A 16,174-nucleotide genomic window follows, 5' to 3' on the forward strand; every position below is an offset into this window, starting at 1 on the left:
TCCCATGTTCATCCGCGAGCGCGACCGCGTCGTGATCAGCAGCGCCAGCGACATGAGCGCCGCCGCGGAGTGCGAGTGGGCGCTCATGCGGCGGCTCGACGCGAAGCTCGGGCGCATCATCGCCGTCGAGGATCCGGATGACCCGATGCGCGTGCGCGCGGGTCTGCTCGGTGGCGAGCACGAGCTGCGGGTGCTGCAGCGCTACCTCGACGAGCTCGGTGAGCACTCCCCCGGCACGCCCGGCGGCGTCGCCGTGCTGGAGTCGGTCTCGGCGCGCGACGACGACGCACTGGCCGGTGCACACACGCAGACCCTCGCCGCCCTGCGCGACGGGGCCGGGGTCGTCTACCAGGCCGCCTTCGCGACCGACGAGTTCGTCGGGTTCGCCGACTTCCTCGTCCGCACCGACGACGGTGCCTACGAGGTCTACGACACCAAGCTCGCCCGGCGGGCGAAGATCACCGCGCTGCTGCAGCTCGCGGCGTACGCCGACCAGCTGGAGCGGCTCGGCATCCCGACCGGACCGCGCGTGCACCTGCTGCTCGGGGACGGCAGCACCTCGACGCACCGGCTCACCGACATCGCGCCGGTGTTCGCGGACCGCTGGGCGCGGCTGCGCTGGATGATCGCCGAGCGGGTCGCCGCAGCCGAGGCCATCGCGTGGGAGGAGCCCGGCTACGCGGTGTGCGGGCGCTGCGCGGAGTGCGCCGCGCAGGTCGAGGCGACCCGCGACGTGCTGCTCGTGGCGGGGATGCGGTCGACGCAGCGGATCCGGCTCGCGGAGGCCGGCATCCGGACCATCGACCAGCTCGCCGCCACCGACGAGCCGGTCGCGGGCATCGGCGCGGGAGCGCTCGCGGCACTGCGCGATCAGGCCCGGATGCAGGTCGCCGGCGAAGGGAGCGCGATCACCTCGCGCGTGCACGACGCCACCGGCCTCGCCGCCCTGCCCGAACCCCACACGGGCGACATCTTCTTCGACTTCGAGGGCGACCCGCTCTGGACCGACGGCGGCGGCGGGCCGACCAGCTGGAACCTGGAGTACCTGTTCGGCGTCATCGAGCACGAGGGCGGCGAGCGCGAGCACTTCCGGCCGTTCTGGGCGCACGACCGCGCGGAGGAGAAGCGCGCCACCATCGACTTCCTGACATACGTGCGCGACCGGCGCCGCCGACATCCGGGCATGCACATCTACCACTACGCCGACTACGAGCGCAGCCACCTGCAGCAGCTGTGCGCCCGGCACGGCGTCGGCGAGCAGATCCTCGACGAACTGCTCGAGGCGGGCGTGTTCGTCGACCTGTACCCGATCGTCAAGCGCAGCATCCGGATCTCCGCGAACTCGTACAGCCTCAAGAAGGTCGAACAGCTCTACATGGGCGACGAGCTGCGCACCGGCGACGTGACCAACGCCGCCGACTCGGTGCAGCAGTACGTCGACTACTGCCAGGCCCGGGATGCCGGCCGCACCGAGGAGGCGCAGCGCCTGCTCGCCGAGATCGCCGACTACAACCGCTACGACTGCGTCTCGACCCTGCGACTGCGCGACTGGCTGCTGGGACTGGCCGACGCGCACGGGGTGTCGCGGCGTCCCGCGATCGATCCGGCCGAGAGCCGACGGGATGCCGAACTCGCCCGCCGCGAGGACGCCGCGACCGCGGCGCTGCTCGCGCCGCTCGACGGCGTCGCGGCCCCCGATCGCGACGCCGACCAGACCGCGCTCGCCCTCGCGGCCGCCGCGATCGAGTACCACCGCCGCGAGGACAAGTCGTACTGGTGGGAGCACTTCAACCGCGAGATCGCGCCGGTCGAGACCTGGGAGGATCAGCGCGACGTGCTCGTGGTGCACGACGCGCGCGTCGCCACCGACTGGGAGCCGCCCGCCGGGCGCCAGTCGCTCTGGCGACGCACCGTCACCCTGGCGGGGCGCCTGACGCCGGGCAGCGGGCTCGGCGAGAGCGACGACCCGTTCGTCATGTACACCGACCCGGCACCCGAGGGGTGCGGGATGACGCTGCCCGGCCAGCGCGGCGAGCACTCCCGCACGAGGGTGCTGTCGATCGGCGTCAGCGCGCGGGCCGAGGCGGACACCGTGGTGACCCTCGAGGAACGCGGTCCGGCGCCGTGGCCCCAACTGCCGATGGCGCTCACGCCGAAGCCGCCGATCCGCACAGCCGCGCAGCGCGAGGCGATCCTCGAGTGGGGCGAGGCCCTCGCGGCGGCGCTGCCGGGCCCGCCCGACGGGGCCGCGCTCGACATCCTGCGCCGCCGTCCGCCGCGCATCGACGGCGGTCTCGCGCGCACCGGCGACGCGGTCGCCGACATCGTCGCGTCGCTGATCGCGATGTCGGACTCCTACCTCGCGGTGCAGGGGCCGCCCGGGTCGGGCAAGACCTATGTCGGCGCCGCCGTCATCGCCGCGCTCGCGCGCCGCGGCTGGCGCATCGGGGTGGCCGCGCAGTCGCACGCCGTCGTCGAGAATCTGCTGCGGCAGGTTCTCGCGAACGGCGTGCCGCGAGGCCGCGTCGGCAAGAAGCCGGGTCGCGGCGAGGAGCAGCGCGCGGTGCCGTGGACGCGGCTGGCGAGCAACGACGACATCCCGCCATTCCTCGCCGCCACAGGCGTCGTGCTCGGCGGCACCGCGTGGGACTTCGCGAACCCGAACAAGGTCGGCCGCGGCGCGCTCGACCTGCTCGTGATTGACGAGGCCGGCCAGTACTCGCTCGCCAACACGATCGCGGTGGCGATGGGCGCGCGGCGACTGCTGCTGCTCGGCGACCCGCAGCAGCTGCCGCAGGTGAGTCAGGGCGTGCATCCGGAGCCGATCCAGACGTCCGCGCTCGGGTGGCTCTCCGACGGACACGACGTGCTGCCCGACGAGCTCGGCTACTTCCTCGCCGAGTCGCGGCGCATGCATCCGGCGCTGTGCGCGGCCGTGTCGTCGCTGTCGTACGAGGGCCGGCTCGGTGCGCATCCCTCGACCGCGCTGCGCCGGCTGGATGGCGTGGAGCCCGGACTGCATCCCGTCGCCGTGCCGAGCGCGGATCGCTCGGTCGAGTCACCCGAGGAGGCCGCCGCGATCGTCGACCTGCTGCGCTCCCTGGTCGGGCGAGGGTGGTCGGACCCTGGCGCCGGCCGGAGCGACACGCAGCTCGACGCCGACGACGTCATCGTGGTCGCCCCCTACAACGCGCAGGTGGCGCTGCTGCGCGGCGCCCTCGACGCCGCCGGCTTCACGGCGACCCGCGTCGGCACGGTCGACAAATTCCAGGGCCAGGAGGCGCCGGTCGCCATCGTGTCGATGACCGCGTCGTCGGCACTCGACGTGCCGCGCGGCATCGACTTCCTGCTGCTGCGCAACCGCCTCAACGTCGCGATCTCACGCGCGAAGTGGGCCGCCTACCTCGTGCACTCCCCCGCGCTGCGCGATTACCTGCCCCACCGGCCGGAGGGGCTCGCGGCGCTCAGCGGTTTCATCCGGCTCGCTGATGCGTCGCCGAGGGACTCCGCCGTCAGACCGCTGCCCCGACCCTGAGGTGCGCGTCGACGAACCCTGCCGCGCGGTCCAGCGCTGCGTCGCCCTCGTCGAGGATCGCCGCGAACGCCTGGAACACGTGCGGAACGCCGGGGGTCACGTCGAGGATCACCGGCACGTCGTCGTCGGCCGCCTTCGCGGCCAGGCGGGTGGCGTCGGCCAGAAGCACTTCGTGGGAGCCCACCTGGATCAGCAGCGGCGGAAGGCCGGTGAGGTCCGCGAAGATCGGGCTCACCAGCGGGTCGGCGGCCGACGTGCCCGACCCCGAGAGGTAGTCGCCCGCACGGGTGCGGATGGCGTCGAGCGTGATGTTCGGGTCGGCGTCCGCCTTCGTCGTGAAGCTGTCACCGGAGGCCGTGAGGTCGGTCATCGGCGAGAACACCACCGCGGCGGCAGGCATCCGGAGCGCGGACGCCTTGCCGGCCACCAGCAGTTCGACCGCGAGGTTGCCGCCGGCGGACTCGCCCGACACGATCACCTCGGCCGGGTCGGCCTCGTCGAGCAGTGCCCGGTACGCGGCGGTCACGTCGTTCAGCGCCGCGGGGTACGGGTGCTCCGGCGCCAGACGGTAGTCGACCGAGACGGCGCGCATGCCGGTCCTTCTCGCCAGGCTGGAGGCGAGCCCGACCGAGCCCCGCGCGGACCCGACGGCGAAGCCGCCGCCGTGGATGTGGAAGATCGTGCCGCGCGGGGTGACGCCGTCGAGGTCGATGAAGGTGACCGGCACACCACCGAGCTCGCCCGGGGTCATGCGTACGTCATCCGGAAGCGGCTGCGCGGTGAGCATCTGCTCGAGGAGCGGTCGCTGGACCGTGACGTCACCCCCGAGGTCGAAGGGGGCGTCGCGGAGGATGCGGTGGACGAGGTCACGCTGATCGGATGTCATGGCGATACATTAGCACTAATTTAGTTAGCGATGACTTAGTTGCTCCTGAGGTAGTTTGGGGCGTGAGAGAGGGAGGGCGCCGATGGAGGGCCTGCGCAAGGTGTTCGACGACCTGATCCGGTTCGAGACGATGCTGTGGGGCGCGATCGACACGGCTCTCGAGACGGAGAGCGGACTGACGCTGTCGACCTTCAACCTCATGTGGATCATCGACTCGACCCCGCAGTGTCGGGTGTACGACATCGCGGAGGCGCTCGCGATCACCGTCGGCGGCACGAGCCAGGCGGTCGACCGGCTCGAGAAGGCCGGGTACAGCATCCGGCGGCCTCACCCCGACGACCGGCGCTCGTCCATCGTCGAGCTGACCCCGGATGGCGTGGCCGCGTTCCGCAAGGCCGAGCCCGTCTTCGATCGCGCGCTCGCCCGTCTCATCGGGGAGCCGCTGTCCGCGACGGAGCTCACCCACCTCGCGGGCGCGCTCGAGAAGCTCAGAGGCGTCATCGCCCGCTGAGACGCCGGCGCGACATCCTGCCCGCCTACCTCGGCTCGAGCGGATCCACCGCCGACACGCCCAGAGCAGAGGCGGCCTGCGCCATGGCGAGGTCGTGCGTGACGAGGCACGCCTCCGGCCCCAGGAGGGCGCACGTCGCCAGATGGATCGCGTCGAGGGACTTCACGTGCGGCTCGATTGCCGCAGCGGCGTTGAGAACGCCGTCGTCGATGCTGATCAGCGCGATCCGGTCGATCACGGGACGAGCGCGCGAGGTCGGCAACCCTTCCCGGCGGAGCACGCGAGAGAGCTCCAGCTGAAGCAGGGTCGAGGAGTAGATCGCCTGCCCCCCGACGTCAAGCCATTCCGCGGCCCGAGCGGAGCCGCCGGGCAGCATGGCATGGAGCGCAACGGATGAGTCGAGGTAGTAGCGCGTCAATGGTCGCCCCTCGACTCGGCAAAGAGCGCATCGATCTCTGCCGGCGAGTACTCGCGGCCGGCAGAGTCGTCAGCAGCGGTGATCCAGGGCGCGGGCTCCTTCTTCGGCTCCGCGATCCGCCCGGCGAGGCGCAGTTGCTCGACCGGATCGACGAGCGCACCGATCGCCTCGATGCGCCAGCGCGGGACGCCGCGCTCCGTCACCACCACGGTCTCACCCGCATCGACTGCGGCAAGCACGTGCGCGGTCTGCTGGTTCAGTTCACGCTTGCTGACCGATCGCATGCGAGCAATGTACTACCGATGTCAGACATACGTCAGTACCAGGAGTCGATCCGCGGCGGCCGCGTCGACGCCAGCATCGCCGTCGCGCGGTCCAGGGCACCCGGCCCGCGCTCGACGACGCGGCCCGCTGCAGCGAGCGTCCGAGCGCTCGTCCCGCCGCAGAGCATCGCACCGAGTTCGACGACGCCGAGTTCGAGGTCCCCACTGTCGGCGACCTCCCCAGCCGCCGCGATCACCGTGCCGGCGGTGGATGCACGTGCCGTCCAGGTGCCGCTCGCGAACCCCAGGTCGTCCGTCACTTCGAACGAAACCTCCCCTGGCACCTCGTACGCGCGCGCCTCGAGCACGCGCTTCACATCGAGCACCCGCAGGTACTGCATGTCGAACGGCCGCACCTCGACGGCGCGGAAGTTCGACACCATCCACCGCACCGGCTCGTCGGCCGAGCCGAGGTCGTAGCGGGTCGTCGACACGAGGTCCATCTCGACGAAGAAGCGCCACAGCGCCGCGTAGGCGTCATCGGTCTCCGCGATCAGGTTGACGATCTGCGCCTCGTGGGTCGTGAAGTCCTGCTCGCTGGTGCCCTCGTTGATCGTGTAGAGCGCCATGCCGCGCACCCCGCCCGACGCGTCGCGGTACTGCACCGCCTGCCGCCCGGCCGACTTGTCGCCCTCGTAGGTGATGTAGCCGGCGGCCTGGTCCCAGCGCATCGCGAACGGGCGCACCTGACCCGGATCGCGCAGCCGGGTGCGCTCGAAGAGTGCGGGAGCGGCATCCCGCCACTGACGCACCGGAATGAAGTCGAGCCGGCCCTCGGGCTCGCGGCCGGTCCAGGTGAGGCCGCGCGTGCTGATCCGGTACTCGGCGGCGAGCGCGGCGACGCCGAAGCCGTAACGCGCGTAGATCGACGACTCCGTGACCGTGAGCATGGCGACCGGCACATCGAGGCCGCGCGCGGTGCGCAACTCGGCCTCCATCATCTGGCGCTGGATGCCGCGCCGGCGGTGGGTCTGCGCGACCGTCACACCGCTGATCGCCCAGGCGTCGATGTCGCGCTGCCCCGGCAGGGTGAGCGGTCCGATCCACGAGTTGGTCGTCGCGATCGGCGTCAGAGGGTCGGCGCCGGAGGGATCGTAGACGGCGCTGTTGCGGCGGTTCTGCGCGAACTCCGCGATGTGGGCGTCGAGAGCGGGCTGCTGCATCGTGCCGCCGAGGAAGCCGCGCGCCTCGGCCAGCACGTAGCGCTCCATGGCGTCACGGTCATCCGGATCGACGACCCGGAACTCGTAGCCCCGCTCGGCCAGGATCGCCCGGGCCTGCTCGTCGATCGGCGCGGTGCGGAAATCCTGCGTCATCCGGTCAGGCTACGGGGAGCGTCCGACGGCGTCACCCGAAAGCGGGGCACCCGGACTCGGGGGGGAACGGCGTCGCACACGAGGGATCCTCGTGAGGTGGGGGATCTCCGTCAACGCGTGCCCGCGCAGTCTCTGATCGAGAAGTTGCTGAGCGAGTGGGACGCCGGACGCATCCATCCCGGGCCCTCGGGCCAGATCGTCATCGATGACGAGGCACGCGGCTGGTACGACGGCGTCCTCGGTGAGCGACAGACCGCGCTCGAGCTCTCCCTGCTCGGACCGGAGTGGACCATCCTGCACTCGATTCCCATCGGCGAGCGCGGCACCGACATCGACCACCTCGCGATCGGACCCTGCGGCGTCTTCGTCATCAACTCCAAGCGACACCCCGGCAAAACCGTGACCGCCGGCGGTCTCGGGATGCGGCTGGACGGAATCGGGGTGGGCCACGTGTCCTCCATCGCTCGACAGACCGCCCAAGTGGAGGGTCGTCTCAGTTCGCGGTGCGGGTTCGCGGTGCCGGTCGAGGGCATCCTGTCGTTCGTCGACGTACGCCGCATCGTGATCAAAGCGCCGCTCGGCGAGAACGGGACGAGAATCTGGGCGGTACACGACAGCCAACTGTCGACGACTCTGCACGGCCCCCGCGTGATGAGTGACGAGCAGCTGGCGCGCCTGGTGAGCGTCGCATCGCTACCGGGCACCTGGTCGAAGTCGACGGTGTCCTCGCGGCCGGGCGCGCACCTGATCCAGGAGTTCGCCGCGCTGGAGCAGGAGGTGGACCCGTACCTGGAGTCTCGGGGGGCGGACGCGCTCGTGTCCTCTCAACCCCGCCTTCCGCGGCAACCGGCGCGGGCGACCCGACCCCGGCGCGGCCCGCGCACGACGACGGCCCCCTCACGACGTGGGAGCGATCTCATGCGGAGGGCGATCGTCGGCCTCGTGACCGCGTTGGTGACCATCATCGTCGGGATCATCGCCCTCGAGATGATGGCGCACGCGCTCGTCGCGGCCACTCAGGTGCCGACGATGGTCCCGACGACCACCCCGACCGCGACGGGAACGCCGGGTCCCGCTCCCTGACGGGTCTGCCGGTCGAATCCCCGCTACTTCACGGGGGTGACGGCGGCGAAGGCCACGATGAGGACGCTCGCAAGCGAGATCGCGGCGATCGCGAGCATCCCGATCGCCAGCAGGCCGAGGCGGCGGCGCAGGTGCGTGACCGGCACCGTGAAGCGCGCCACGAACATGAGGGCGTAGATCACCACGTCGGCGATCGCCGCCGCCCACGGCAGCCAGCGCGGCGGCAGGCCGGTGACGGCCTCCGGGATCAGCACGCCGACCGCGATCGCGGTCAGGAGACCGCCCACGATGAGCCAGATCAGGCCGGTCGAGAAGGTCAGGGCCGGCTGCTCGGTCATCCGGGTCTCGTCGTGCGGCTCGGGTCGGTCGGCGTCCATGGGTCCCAGCCTGTCAGGAGCGGCGTCGCGTGCAACCCTTCGCACCGCACCGCCCTAGGGTGGAGCGCGATGTCGCTGCGTGTCGTGCACCCCGAAGACCAGCCCGACGGCACCTACCGCCTGAGCGGGCGCGCGATCCGGATCTGGACCCGCGTGCTCGTGCTGGTCATCGTGATCGGTGTCGTCGTCGGGGGCGCGGGGCTGATCGTGGCCGCTGCCGTCGACTCCGAGGTCCTGGCCATCGCGGGAATGAGCACCCTCGGTGCGGCGATCCTGCTGCCGCTCCTGCTCGGCGCTTACCTGGGCGGCGAGTCGCTGGCCCGGTTCGGCGGGCTCGTCGGCCTCGTGCTCGTCGCCGGCATGATCGTGGGCGCCACCGGCTCGGTCATCGGCTCGTGGATCGCCTGGCTCGGCCTCGCGCTCGTGCTGCTCGCGACGGCCGGCTTCTTCGTCATGGGATTCAGCCGGCGCGTGCCGATGTCGATCGGCGGGGTGCACGTGCATCCGCAGCGGCCGCGCGACCTCGTCTACATCGTGGTCGGCATCCTGGGCGCGGGCGCGATCATCGCCTCGTCGTGGGTCGGGATCTGGCTGCTCGTCGTCGGCGTCGTGCTCGAGAGCGTTCCGATCACCTGGGCCACCGTCGCCGAGCGGCACTCCGGCCTGCACGTCGCGCGTCAGCAGGCCCGCAAGCCGGTCAGCCCTGCCGCGTCGCCTTCTCGAGACTCATGAACAACACCACGCGGTCGGCCTTGTTCGCCGGCGGCTGCTCGTCGGGGTTGCCGTACCACTGGCCGAGTTCGACGTAGAACGCGCCGGTCGGGTCGGGCTCGGCCTTGACGAGGCGCCCGCGCACCTCGAGGTAGCGCTCCGGGTTCTCCGGGTCGAGCACCGAGATCGCCATCGACGGGTTGGCCTGCAGGTTGCGGTACTTGCCGCGCTTGGTCGTGTGCGTGAACTTCAGGTGCTCGCCGTCGAACTTGAACCACATCGGGTTCACCTGCGCCGTGTTGTCGGGGCGCACCGTCGCGAGGTGCACGAACAACGGCAGGTGGAGGAGGGGACGCAGGTCTTCCGGGACGACATCGATGCTCATTCCGCCATCCTCGCTCACCCCAGGTGAGCCTGCTTCCACCGCAGCACCCGCCGCGCGGCGTCGTCGACCTTCGCGCGGAACGCCGGGTCCGTCCCGGCGCGGGCGAGCACGGCATCCACCATCTGCGCCCACACCCCCGTGGGGTGCGACACGAGCACGAGGTCAACCCCGGCGGTGATCGTCCGGATCGCCCGGTCGCCCGGCGCCACCGACGCGACCTGCACCGCACCCGACAGGTCGTCGGTGATCGTGATGCCCGTGAAATCGAGGGTGTCGCGCAGGATGCCGACCACAGCCGGCGAGAACGCGGCCGGCTGCGAGGGGTCGATCTTCGCGTAGATCGCGCTGGAGACCATCACGACGTCGACACCGCTGTGCGCGAGCCGCCCATACAGCCGCACGTCGGGCGAACTCGCGTCGATCGTCGTGTCGGTGACGCCGCTGTGCGTGTCGGTGTTGGCGGTCACGTGCCCGAGACCCGGGAAGTGCTTCGCCGCCGCGAGCACGCCCGCGTCGCGCAGACCCGCCGCGAACGCCGCCGCGTGGGTCTCCACCGCAGCCGCGTCCGACCCGTACTCCCGCTGGAACACGCCGATCGGCGGGTTCTGCGAAGCGAACCCCGGCGGCACGATGTCGGAGACCGGGGCGAGGTCGAGGTTCACGCCCGCCGCGTGCAGCTGCGCACCCCACCGCTCCGCCGCGACCAGCAGCTGCTGCGGACTCATGGCGCCCTGGTCGACGGCGGTCGGCATCCGGTCGAATCCGGGGCCCTGCAGCACCTGGACCTCCCCGCCCTCCTGGTCGGTGGAGACGATGAGCGGGATGCCGTCCCCGCTCGCCGCCTGCGCCGCCCGGCCGACGGCGGAGTTGGCCTGCACTCCCGCGAGGGAACGGCCACCGAGGAAGACGCCGCCGACGTGGCTGTCCCGGATCGCCGAGAGGGCGTCCGGGCCGAGCCCGGTCGTCGGGGTGCCGACCACGAACAGCTGGCCGACCTCCTGCTGCAGCGTGAGCCCGGCGAGCGGGTCGGGCGGCGGCGTCGGGGTGGCCGTGGGGGTCGGCGTGCGATGGCTCGGCGCGGGGTGCCCGGCGGCGCACCCGGCGAGCGCGACGACCGCGATCACGAGGATCACGACCATGCGCCGGCGCATGGTCCATGGTGGCGTAAAAAGCCGGCCGACGCGCCGTCAGACGAAGCGCGCCGCCGCCTGCACGCGCGTGCGCACCTCGAACAGGTCGGTGCCGCCGATGCCGACGCCCGGGATGCCGCGCCGCACGAGGTCGGCGAGCCGCGGCCGCTCGACGACCAGGGCCGGCATCCCCTTGACCGAGCCGAGCGACGTGACGCCCTCGCCGGTGCCGCCGTCGGGCACGACGATCACGAGCGAGGTGAAGCGCACCCGCGCCGCCCGGGCGAAGTGCCGCGCGCGCTGCGCGAGCTCGTGCACGGGACGCTCGTCCCGCGCGAGCGCCGGCCCGACGAGCTCGCCGCGACGCACCGAGACCGGCTCGCCCCAGTCCTCGCTCAGCATCGCCCACAGCCCGGTCGGCCCGAGCACGACGTGATCGATCTTGCCGCCCGCCCCCTGCGGCGAGGCGCGGAGGGCGCCCGCGGCATCCCCGTCGGTGCGCACGTCGTGCCACACCGTGAAGCCGATGCCGAGCGTCGCGAGCGCGCGCGCCGTGTCCTCCTCGGCCACCGCCTGGGCCAGCAGATGCCGCAGCTCGCGCGGCGCCCGGGCCAGCAGCCGCGGGTCGTACGGGTCGGGCACCTCGACCCCGCGCCCCACCCATTCGTGCAGCAGCACCAGGAACTGCTCGCGATACCAGCCGCCGGGGTGCCCGTGGCTGCGCGCCGCCGGACGGGTGCCCTCCCGGCGCGGTGCGGCCGGCGCCCAGGTGCGGTCCTCGGTGCTCGCAGGCCGCGCGCCGCGGTCGTAGGCGGCTCGCGCGTCGGCGGTGCCGATCAGCTCCCACGCGCGCTGCACGCGGTCGAACTCGAGGGCCGCTCCCCCGGTGTCCGGATGCGTCTGCCGCAGACGACGGCGGTACGCCCGGCGCAGCTCGTCGTCGGTCGCGGTCGCCGCGACGCCGAGCACCTCGTACGGGCTCGCGGCGAGCGGGCTGTCGGGCACCCGATCATTCTGCCGGGAACAAGGTGAGAGCGCGTCGAGGACGGCCGCGGGGCTACGAGTCGAGCTCCCTCAGCAGCTTCTTCGTGGCGTCCTCGATGTCGTCGTGGCCGTACTGGCCGGCGCGGCTCTCGAGCGAGATCACGGCGCAGCGGTGCAACCGCGAGTAGTCGCCGTACGGGAAGCTGTAGCGCTTCTTCGTCTCCTCCGGCTCCGAGCGGTCGATGCCGAGGTGCCAGAGGGCGAACTCGTCCCATCCGTGCTTCTCGAGCCACGCGTTCTCGTCGTCGGTCGACGGGGAGTGCTCGCTCCAGTCGTCGCGCTCGTCCTTGACCGTGCGGCCCTTCGCGATGAGGTCGCGGGCGTGTTGCAGAGCGTCCTTGTTCAACGTGATCGCCATGGCCCGACGGTAGACACGGCTCCGGATGCCCGGCCCGCTTACTCAGCGAACCTCCGGCGCGTGCCCGCGACCCGCGTCGGAGCGCGCGCGTAGGCTCGAATGCATGCGCACGCCACCGAGCCTGGAGGTCCTGCGTGCGGAGGCGCAGGACGAACTCGGCACGGTGATCGAGGAGCGCCTGCGCGGCGGCGAGGACCCGTGGGCGTTCATGCACGAGATGCCGACCGTCGACGAGATGGTGGTGCTGCTGCTGCACGCGGAGCTCGCCCCGGACGCGACGACCACCGACGCGGCGCTCGACCGGGTGGTGGGCGCGTACCCCGCGCTGCGACCGACGGTCGACGACCTGCGCGACCGGCTCGACGGCATCCGGTGGCCGGTGTGAGCGCCGCCCTCGCGGTGCTGTGGTTCTCGCCCGACGGCGAGCGCACCCTCGGCCACGAGCTCGTCGATCCCGCCGCGCCGCTGCTGAGCGCACTCGATCTGTCGGCGACGCGCGGCGACGGCATCTTCGAATCCATCAGCGTCGGCGACGGCCACCCGCAGGCGCTCGAGGCGCACCTCGCCCGGTTCGCGCGCTCGGCCGCCATGCTCGATCTGCCCGCACCGGATGCCGGCGCCTGGCGCGCCGCGATCGTCGCCGTGGCGGGCGCGATCGACCCGGTTCCCGAGTCGTTCGTCAAGATCGTGCTCACCCGCGGCATCGAGGGCGGCGGCGTGCCGAGCGGATGGGCGTACGCCACAGCGTCGCCCGACGCGAGCGCGGCGCGCACCCGCGGCATCCACGTCGTGATGCTCGACCGCGGGGTGCGGCACGACGTCGCGCAGACCTCGCCGTGGCTGCTGGCGGGCGCCAAGACGCTGAGCTACGCGGTGAACCGGGCCGCCGTGCGGGAGGCGGCGCGGCGCGGCGCCGACGACGTGGTGTTCGTCTCGAGCGACGGCTACCTGCTCGAGGGGCCGACCGCGAACGTGGTGCTGCTGCGCGACGGCCGGCTGCTGACGCCGCCGCTGGACGCCGGCATCCTGCCCGGCACGACGCAGGCCGATCTCTTCGACTGGGCGCCGACCCGACGGCTGGAGCCGGTGTACGAATTGCTGCGACCGCAGGACCTGCTCGATGCCGATGCCGCCTGGCTCGTCTCGAGCGTGCGCCACGCGGCGCCGATCCGGGCCGTCGACCACGCCGAGGTGCCCGTCGATCGGGAGCTCTCCGACGCGATGAACGCGTTCCTGCGCGGGCGCACGGGCTGACATACGAAGACCCCCGGGCCGAAACCCGGGGGCCTTCAGTAACGATCCGGCGGACCGGCCCAAGGGCCGAGCCACGCCCCGCGACGCCAGGCCGAGAGCCCTACGCCACGGTGCACCGCTCCCGTGCCCGATGGTTGCCCACCGGACCCGGATGCGGCCCCTGCCCCGCGGCTTGCGCCACCGGCTTCGGGGATCGCCGTTTCGGTTGCCCCAGCATGCTCCCGGCCCGGACCCCGCGCAAGACGTGAACTCTCGCTAGATGGTTGAGGGTTGTGAGCGCTTAAAGTACTGGCGGCGGCGCCTCGTCCGCGCGACCGGTTCTACCCCCGTATCGCGGTCCGCGTCATCGACGAGGCTGCCGCCGCCGCTAGTCCCCCGACTAGTGCGAGACCCAGATTACGCAGGAAGACGAGCCCAGCGCATGTCCCCAGAGGGGGTGTCCGCCGCGTGGGGGACAAATCGGGGTACAAGGCCGGCGCCTGCTTCCGTCTCCGTCTCGGACCGCGGGCAGACGAAAGGCCCCCGATCGCCGCGTTCCACTCGGCTTGCGCCGAACGGTTCGTCGAGCCCCGGGGGCCTTTCTGTTACTGCTCTTGATCAGCCCATCGGACTCATCTCCTTCAGTGGAGACGACGTTACTCGTCCCTGAACGGAGCGCAACGGGTCAACCCTCGCTAGATGGTTGAAGGTTGCTCGCTCCTACCGGATCGCGTCGCGCAGCAGGGCGACGAGCGCCTCCAGCTGCACCGAGCCCTCGGCCGAATCGTCGGCCGTCGCGCCGTCCAGAGCCCGCGCCGCGAGCCCCGCCTTGGCGTCGATCAGCTCCGAGATCCGGCCGTCGAGCGTGCCGGCGGCGATGATCCGCCAGGCCGTCACGGGCAGCTCCTGCCCGATCCGGTGCACGCGGTCGATCGCCTGCGTCTGCTCGGCGTTGGTCCACGACAGCTCGGCGAGCACGACGTTGGAGGCGACCTGCAGGTTGATGCCGACGCCGGCCGCGGTGAGCGAGCAGACGATGACCGAGACCTCGGGATCGTTGGTGAACGCGTCGAGCGCCGCGGTGCGGGCCTTGGGCGTCTGATCGCCGCGGATCGACACGGTCTTCAGGCCTGCGGCGCGGAAGTGCGCCTCCGCGGTGTCCATCACGTCGATGTGCTTGGCGAAGAACACGACCTTGCCGACGTTGCGCGCCAGGTTGACGGTGTAGTCCGCGGCCGGCGTGGCCTTGGCCTGACCAATGCGGCGCACCATCGTGAAGACGTTGTCGGCGCCCTTCGCCCCCGAGGTGCCGTCGCCCCCGGCCGACCTGGTCTCCTCCAGCTCCGCTGCGGCGACCAGCCGGATGGCGTCGTCGCGACCCAGCTCCGGACGCGCCGCGGTGAGACGACGGTAGCGCTCGACCAGGCGCGCGACGAGTGCGGCCTCGGCGGCGCGGATGGAGCGGCCGGCCTCGCCCTCGAGCTCGACCGGGATGTCGGCGATGCGCCGCGCCGGGATGTCGGCCGCGACGTCCTCCTTGCGGCGGCGCACGATGCCCATCTCGACGACGGCCTCGCGGGCGGCGCTGAAGAACCCGGGCTCGCCGGGATCGAGTTCGGTCTCCTCGAGCCGCTGCATGAGCTCGGGCAGCGGCTTCTTCTCGTCGATCCAGCCCAGATACTGCCAGATCATCCGGAAGTCCTCGATCTGGTTGATCAGCGGCGTGCCGGTCAGGGCGATGAACAACGCCTTCGGCGAGGTCGCCCGGATGCTGCGCGAGAGCGCCTGCACATTGCGCGAGCGCTGCGACTCCTTGTTCTTGATGAAGTGCGCCTCGTCGACGATCATGCCCTTGAACCCGCGGCGCGAGAGCCACGCGACGTGGCGGTCGAGCACCTCGTAGTTGACGATCACGATGTCGGCGAACGCGTCGATGTCGTCGCCGTCGCCGTTGACGATGGTGGCGCTGCGCTGCGGCACCCACTTCTCGACCTCGCGCGCCCAGTTGACCTTGACGACGTTCGGCACGACGACCAGCAGCGGGAACGCGTGCGCCACGTCGGCCGCGAGCAGCGCCTGTGCGGTCTTGCCGAGGCCCGGCTCGTCGGCGAGCAGGTAGGTGCGGTGGCCCTCGCGCGCACTCTCGACGAAGCGCGCCTGGTGGATCATCAGCTCCAGCCGTCCGGGCGTCTCGAGGGTGCGGGGCGCGGGCAGGCGCATGCTCGCCGCTCCCCCGCCGAGCTCGAACGAGCGGAACAGCGGGTCGATGAGCTCCCAGTTGGCCAGCCGGCCGCTGGTCGCCGGCTTCGGGGCCACGGCGCTGAAATCCGGCGCGAGGAACGGGTTGGCCATCTGATACTGCTTGACCGATTGCGGCACGACCTGGCGCTCGACGGCCTCGTCCTTGGCGGCCGGTTCGGTCACGACGATGAGGTCGTCGGGGCTCAGCTCGGTGCCCGCGTCGAGCAGCATCGCCCGGCGCAGCTCCTGCGCGGCCGTGGTGAGCGGGGCCGTGTCGGTGAGCAGCGGGATGAGGCTGGAGTCGCGGGCGACCGTCTTCGCCATGATCGTGGCGATGCCCTCGAGCCGGGTCACCTCCTTGGTGCGCTCGGCGTCGGTGAGTCCGGTGTCGGACTTGATGCGGGCGCGCTCCTCACGCACGAGCGCCGCGACCACGCGGAACCGGGTGCGCCCCGAGGGCCCGACCTTGCCGCGCTGCGCGGCGTTCTCGATCTCACGCACGGTGCGCGCGAGCACGGGGATGATGCCCGTCTCGTCCTGGTGGGCGCGGCGACGCGTCGCAGGACGGCGGGTCGCGTTCTTGCGCTGACCCGACTTCTGGCCGGATGAGGCCATTGCTCTCC

General features: G+C 71.9%; 16 protein-coding genes. 6 read left to right on the plus strand and 10 right to left on the minus strand.

Annotated features, from left to right (window positions below; all coding sequences use genetic code 11):
- The first annotated feature begins 4 nt into the window (after window positions 1-4).
- Window positions 5-3,535, plus strand: coding sequence for a TM0106 family RecB-like putative nuclease (locus tag ABD285_RS12935; protein ID WP_344202905.1), 3,531 nt, complete (start codon window positions 5-7; stop codon window positions 3,533-3,535).
- Here ABD285_RS12935 and ABD285_RS12940 read toward each other — a convergent pair.
- Entirely contained in the window at window positions 3,513-4,421 is a 909-nt protein-coding gene (locus ABD285_RS12940) for an alpha/beta hydrolase (RefSeq protein ID WP_284255174.1), read from the minus strand. The two genes, ABD285_RS12935 and ABD285_RS12940, sit on opposite strands and share 23 nt — an antisense overlap.
- A gap of 82 nt (window positions 4,422-4,503) precedes the next feature.
- On the opposite strand from ABD285_RS12940, the gene ABD285_RS12945 reads away from it, so the two are divergent.
- Window positions 4,504-4,932, plus strand: coding sequence for a MarR family winged helix-turn-helix transcriptional regulator (locus ABD285_RS12945; RefSeq protein ID WP_284255173.1), 429 nt, complete (start codon window positions 4,504-4,506; stop codon window positions 4,930-4,932).
- A gap of 25 nt (window positions 4,933-4,957) precedes the next feature.
- Here ABD285_RS12945 and ABD285_RS12950 read toward each other — a convergent pair whose 3' ends face one another.
- Genes ABD285_RS12950 through ABD285_RS12960 form a run of 3 tightly spaced genes read right to left on the minus strand, consistent with a single transcriptional unit; the run spans window position 4,958 to window position 6,989 of the window.
- Window positions 4,958-5,350, minus strand: coding sequence for a type II toxin-antitoxin system VapC family toxin (locus tag ABD285_RS12950; protein WP_344202907.1), 393 nt, complete (start codon window positions 5,348-5,350; stop codon window positions 4,958-4,960).
- Entirely contained in the window at window positions 5,347-5,634 is a 288-nt protein-coding gene (locus ABD285_RS12955) for a type II toxin-antitoxin system Phd/YefM family antitoxin (RefSeq protein ID WP_284255172.1), read from the minus strand. Before ABD285_RS12955 ends, ABD285_RS12950 begins: the two co-directional genes overlap by 4 nt.
- 32 nt (window positions 5,635-5,666) lie before the next feature.
- A complete protein-coding gene (locus tag ABD285_RS12960; RefSeq protein ID WP_284255171.1) occupies window positions 5,667-6,989 on the minus strand; it encodes a GNAT family N-acetyltransferase in 1,323 nt (440 codons plus the stop codon).
- 117 nt (window positions 6,990-7,106) lie between these two features.
- Between ABD285_RS12960 and ABD285_RS12965 the strand changes: the two genes are divergently transcribed.
- Window positions 7,107-8,072, plus strand: coding sequence for a nuclease-related domain-containing protein (locus tag ABD285_RS12965; protein WP_344202910.1), 966 nt, complete (start codon window positions 7,107-7,109; stop codon window positions 8,070-8,072).
- A 23-nt stretch (window positions 8,073-8,095) separates the two neighbouring features.
- On the opposite strand, the gene ABD285_RS12970 is transcribed toward ABD285_RS12965, so the two are convergent.
- The gene (locus ABD285_RS12970; RefSeq protein ID WP_284255169.1) at window positions 8,096-8,449 is read right to left on the minus strand and encodes a hypothetical protein; all 354 of its coding nucleotides are present in this window, start codon (window positions 8,447-8,449) and stop codon (window positions 8,096-8,098) included.
- A 69-nt stretch (window positions 8,450-8,518) separates the two neighbouring features.
- Here ABD285_RS12970 and ABD285_RS12975 point away from each other — a divergent pair, with 69 nt between their 5' ends.
- Window positions 8,519-9,181, plus strand: a complete 663-nt coding sequence (locus ABD285_RS12975; protein WP_284255168.1) for a hypothetical protein — start codon at window positions 8,519-8,521, stop codon at window positions 9,179-9,181.
- Here ABD285_RS12975 and ABD285_RS12980 read toward each other — a convergent pair.
- Genes ABD285_RS12980 through ABD285_RS12995 form a run of 4 tightly spaced genes read right to left on the minus strand, consistent with a single transcriptional unit; the run spans window position 9,147 to window position 12,077 of the window.
- Complete coding sequence (locus ABD285_RS12980; protein WP_284255167.1) at window positions 9,147-9,545, minus strand: PPOX class F420-dependent oxidoreductase; 399 nt, start codon at window positions 9,543-9,545, stop codon at window positions 9,147-9,149. The genes ABD285_RS12975 and ABD285_RS12980 overlap by 35 nt on opposite strands.
- Window positions 9,546-9,559: 14 nt before the next feature.
- Window positions 9,560-10,696, minus strand: a complete 1,137-nt coding sequence (locus ABD285_RS12985; protein ID WP_344202913.1) for a glycoside hydrolase family 3 N-terminal domain-containing protein — start codon at window positions 10,694-10,696, stop codon at window positions 9,560-9,562.
- A gap of 36 nt (window positions 10,697-10,732) precedes the next feature.
- Window positions 10,733-11,680 (minus strand): J domain-containing protein, encoded by a 948-nt coding sequence (locus ABD285_RS12990; RefSeq protein WP_284255743.1) that lies wholly within the window; start codon window positions 11,678-11,680, stop codon window positions 10,733-10,735.
- A 52-nt stretch (window positions 11,681-11,732) separates the two neighbouring features.
- A complete protein-coding gene (locus ABD285_RS12995) occupies window positions 11,733-12,077 on the minus strand; it encodes a hypothetical protein (protein ID WP_344202916.1) in 345 nt (114 codons plus the stop codon).
- 103 nt (window positions 12,078-12,180) lie between these two features.
- Between ABD285_RS12995 and ABD285_RS13000 the strand changes: the two genes are divergently transcribed.
- Together ABD285_RS13000 and ABD285_RS13005 are read left to right on the plus strand one after the other, a co-directional pair.
- A complete protein-coding gene (locus tag ABD285_RS13000) occupies window positions 12,181-12,462 on the plus strand; it encodes a tryptophan synthase subunit alpha (protein ID WP_284255165.1) in 282 nt (93 codons plus the stop codon).
- Window positions 12,459-13,331 carry an aminotransferase class IV gene (locus tag ABD285_RS13005; protein ID WP_284255164.1) on the plus strand — a complete coding sequence of 291 codons (873 nt, stop codon included), beginning with the start codon at window positions 12,459-12,461 and terminating at the stop codon, window positions 13,329-13,331. The genes ABD285_RS13000 and ABD285_RS13005 overlap by 4 nt, the downstream gene beginning before the upstream one ends.
- A 699-nt stretch (window positions 13,332-14,030) precedes the next feature.
- Here ABD285_RS13005 and ABD285_RS13010 read toward each other — a convergent pair.
- On the minus strand, window positions 14,031-16,166 hold the full coding sequence (locus ABD285_RS13010; RefSeq protein ID WP_284255163.1) for a DEAD/DEAH box helicase: 2,136 nt from the start codon (window positions 16,164-16,166) through the stop codon (window positions 14,031-14,033).
- Window positions 16,167-16,174: the final 8 nt, after the last annotated feature.

Origin of the sequence: Pseudolysinimonas kribbensis (assembly GCF_039531715.1) — a bacterium.
GTDB classification, from domain to species: domain Bacteria; phylum Actinomycetota; class Actinomycetes; order Actinomycetales; family Microbacteriaceae; genus Pseudolysinimonas; species Pseudolysinimonas kribbensis.

What these genes read in the sequence shown, in the direction of transcription:
- ABD285_RS12935 (WP_344202905.1), top strand. Translation starts at nt 5, where the DNA reads ATGTTCATCCGCGAGCGCGACCGCGTCGTGATCAGCAGCGCCAGCGAC.
- ABD285_RS12940 (WP_284255174.1), bottom strand. Translation starts at nt 4,421, where the DNA reads ATGACATCCGATCAGCGTGACCTCGTCCACCGCATCCTCCGCGACGCC.
- ABD285_RS12945 (WP_284255173.1), top strand. Translation starts at nt 4,504, where the DNA reads ATGGAGGGCCTGCGCAAGGTGTTCGACGACCTGATCCGGTTCGAGACG.
- ABD285_RS12955 (WP_284255172.1), bottom strand. Translation starts at nt 5,634, where the DNA reads ATGCGATCGGTCAGCAAGCGTGAACTGAACCAGCAGACCGCGCACGTG.
- ABD285_RS12960 (WP_284255171.1), bottom strand. Translation starts at nt 6,989, where the DNA reads ATGACGCAGGATTTCCGCACCGCGCCGATCGACGAGCAGGCCCGGGCG.
- ABD285_RS12970 (WP_284255169.1), bottom strand. Translation starts at nt 8,449, where the DNA reads ATGGACGCCGACCGACCCGAGCCGCACGACGAGACCCGGATGACCGAG.
- ABD285_RS12975 (WP_284255168.1), top strand. Translation starts at nt 8,519, where the DNA reads ATGTCGCTGCGTGTCGTGCACCCCGAAGACCAGCCCGACGGCACCTAC.
- ABD285_RS12980 (WP_284255167.1), bottom strand. Translation starts at nt 9,545, where the DNA reads ATGAGCATCGATGTCGTCCCGGAAGACCTGCGTCCCCTCCTCCACCTG.
- ABD285_RS12985 (WP_344202913.1), bottom strand. Translation starts at nt 10,696, where the DNA reads ATGCGCCGGCGCATGGTCGTGATCCTCGTGATCGCGGTCGTCGCGCTC.
- ABD285_RS12995 (WP_344202916.1), bottom strand. Translation starts at nt 12,077, where the DNA reads ATGGCGATCACGTTGAACAAGGACGCTCTGCAACACGCCCGCGACCTC.
- ABD285_RS13000 (WP_284255165.1), top strand. Translation starts at nt 12,181, where the DNA reads ATGCGCACGCCACCGAGCCTGGAGGTCCTGCGTGCGGAGGCGCAGGAC.
- ABD285_RS13010 (WP_284255163.1), bottom strand. Translation starts at nt 16,166, where the DNA reads ATGGCCTCATCCGGCCAGAAGTCGGGTCAGCGCAAGAACGCGACCCGC.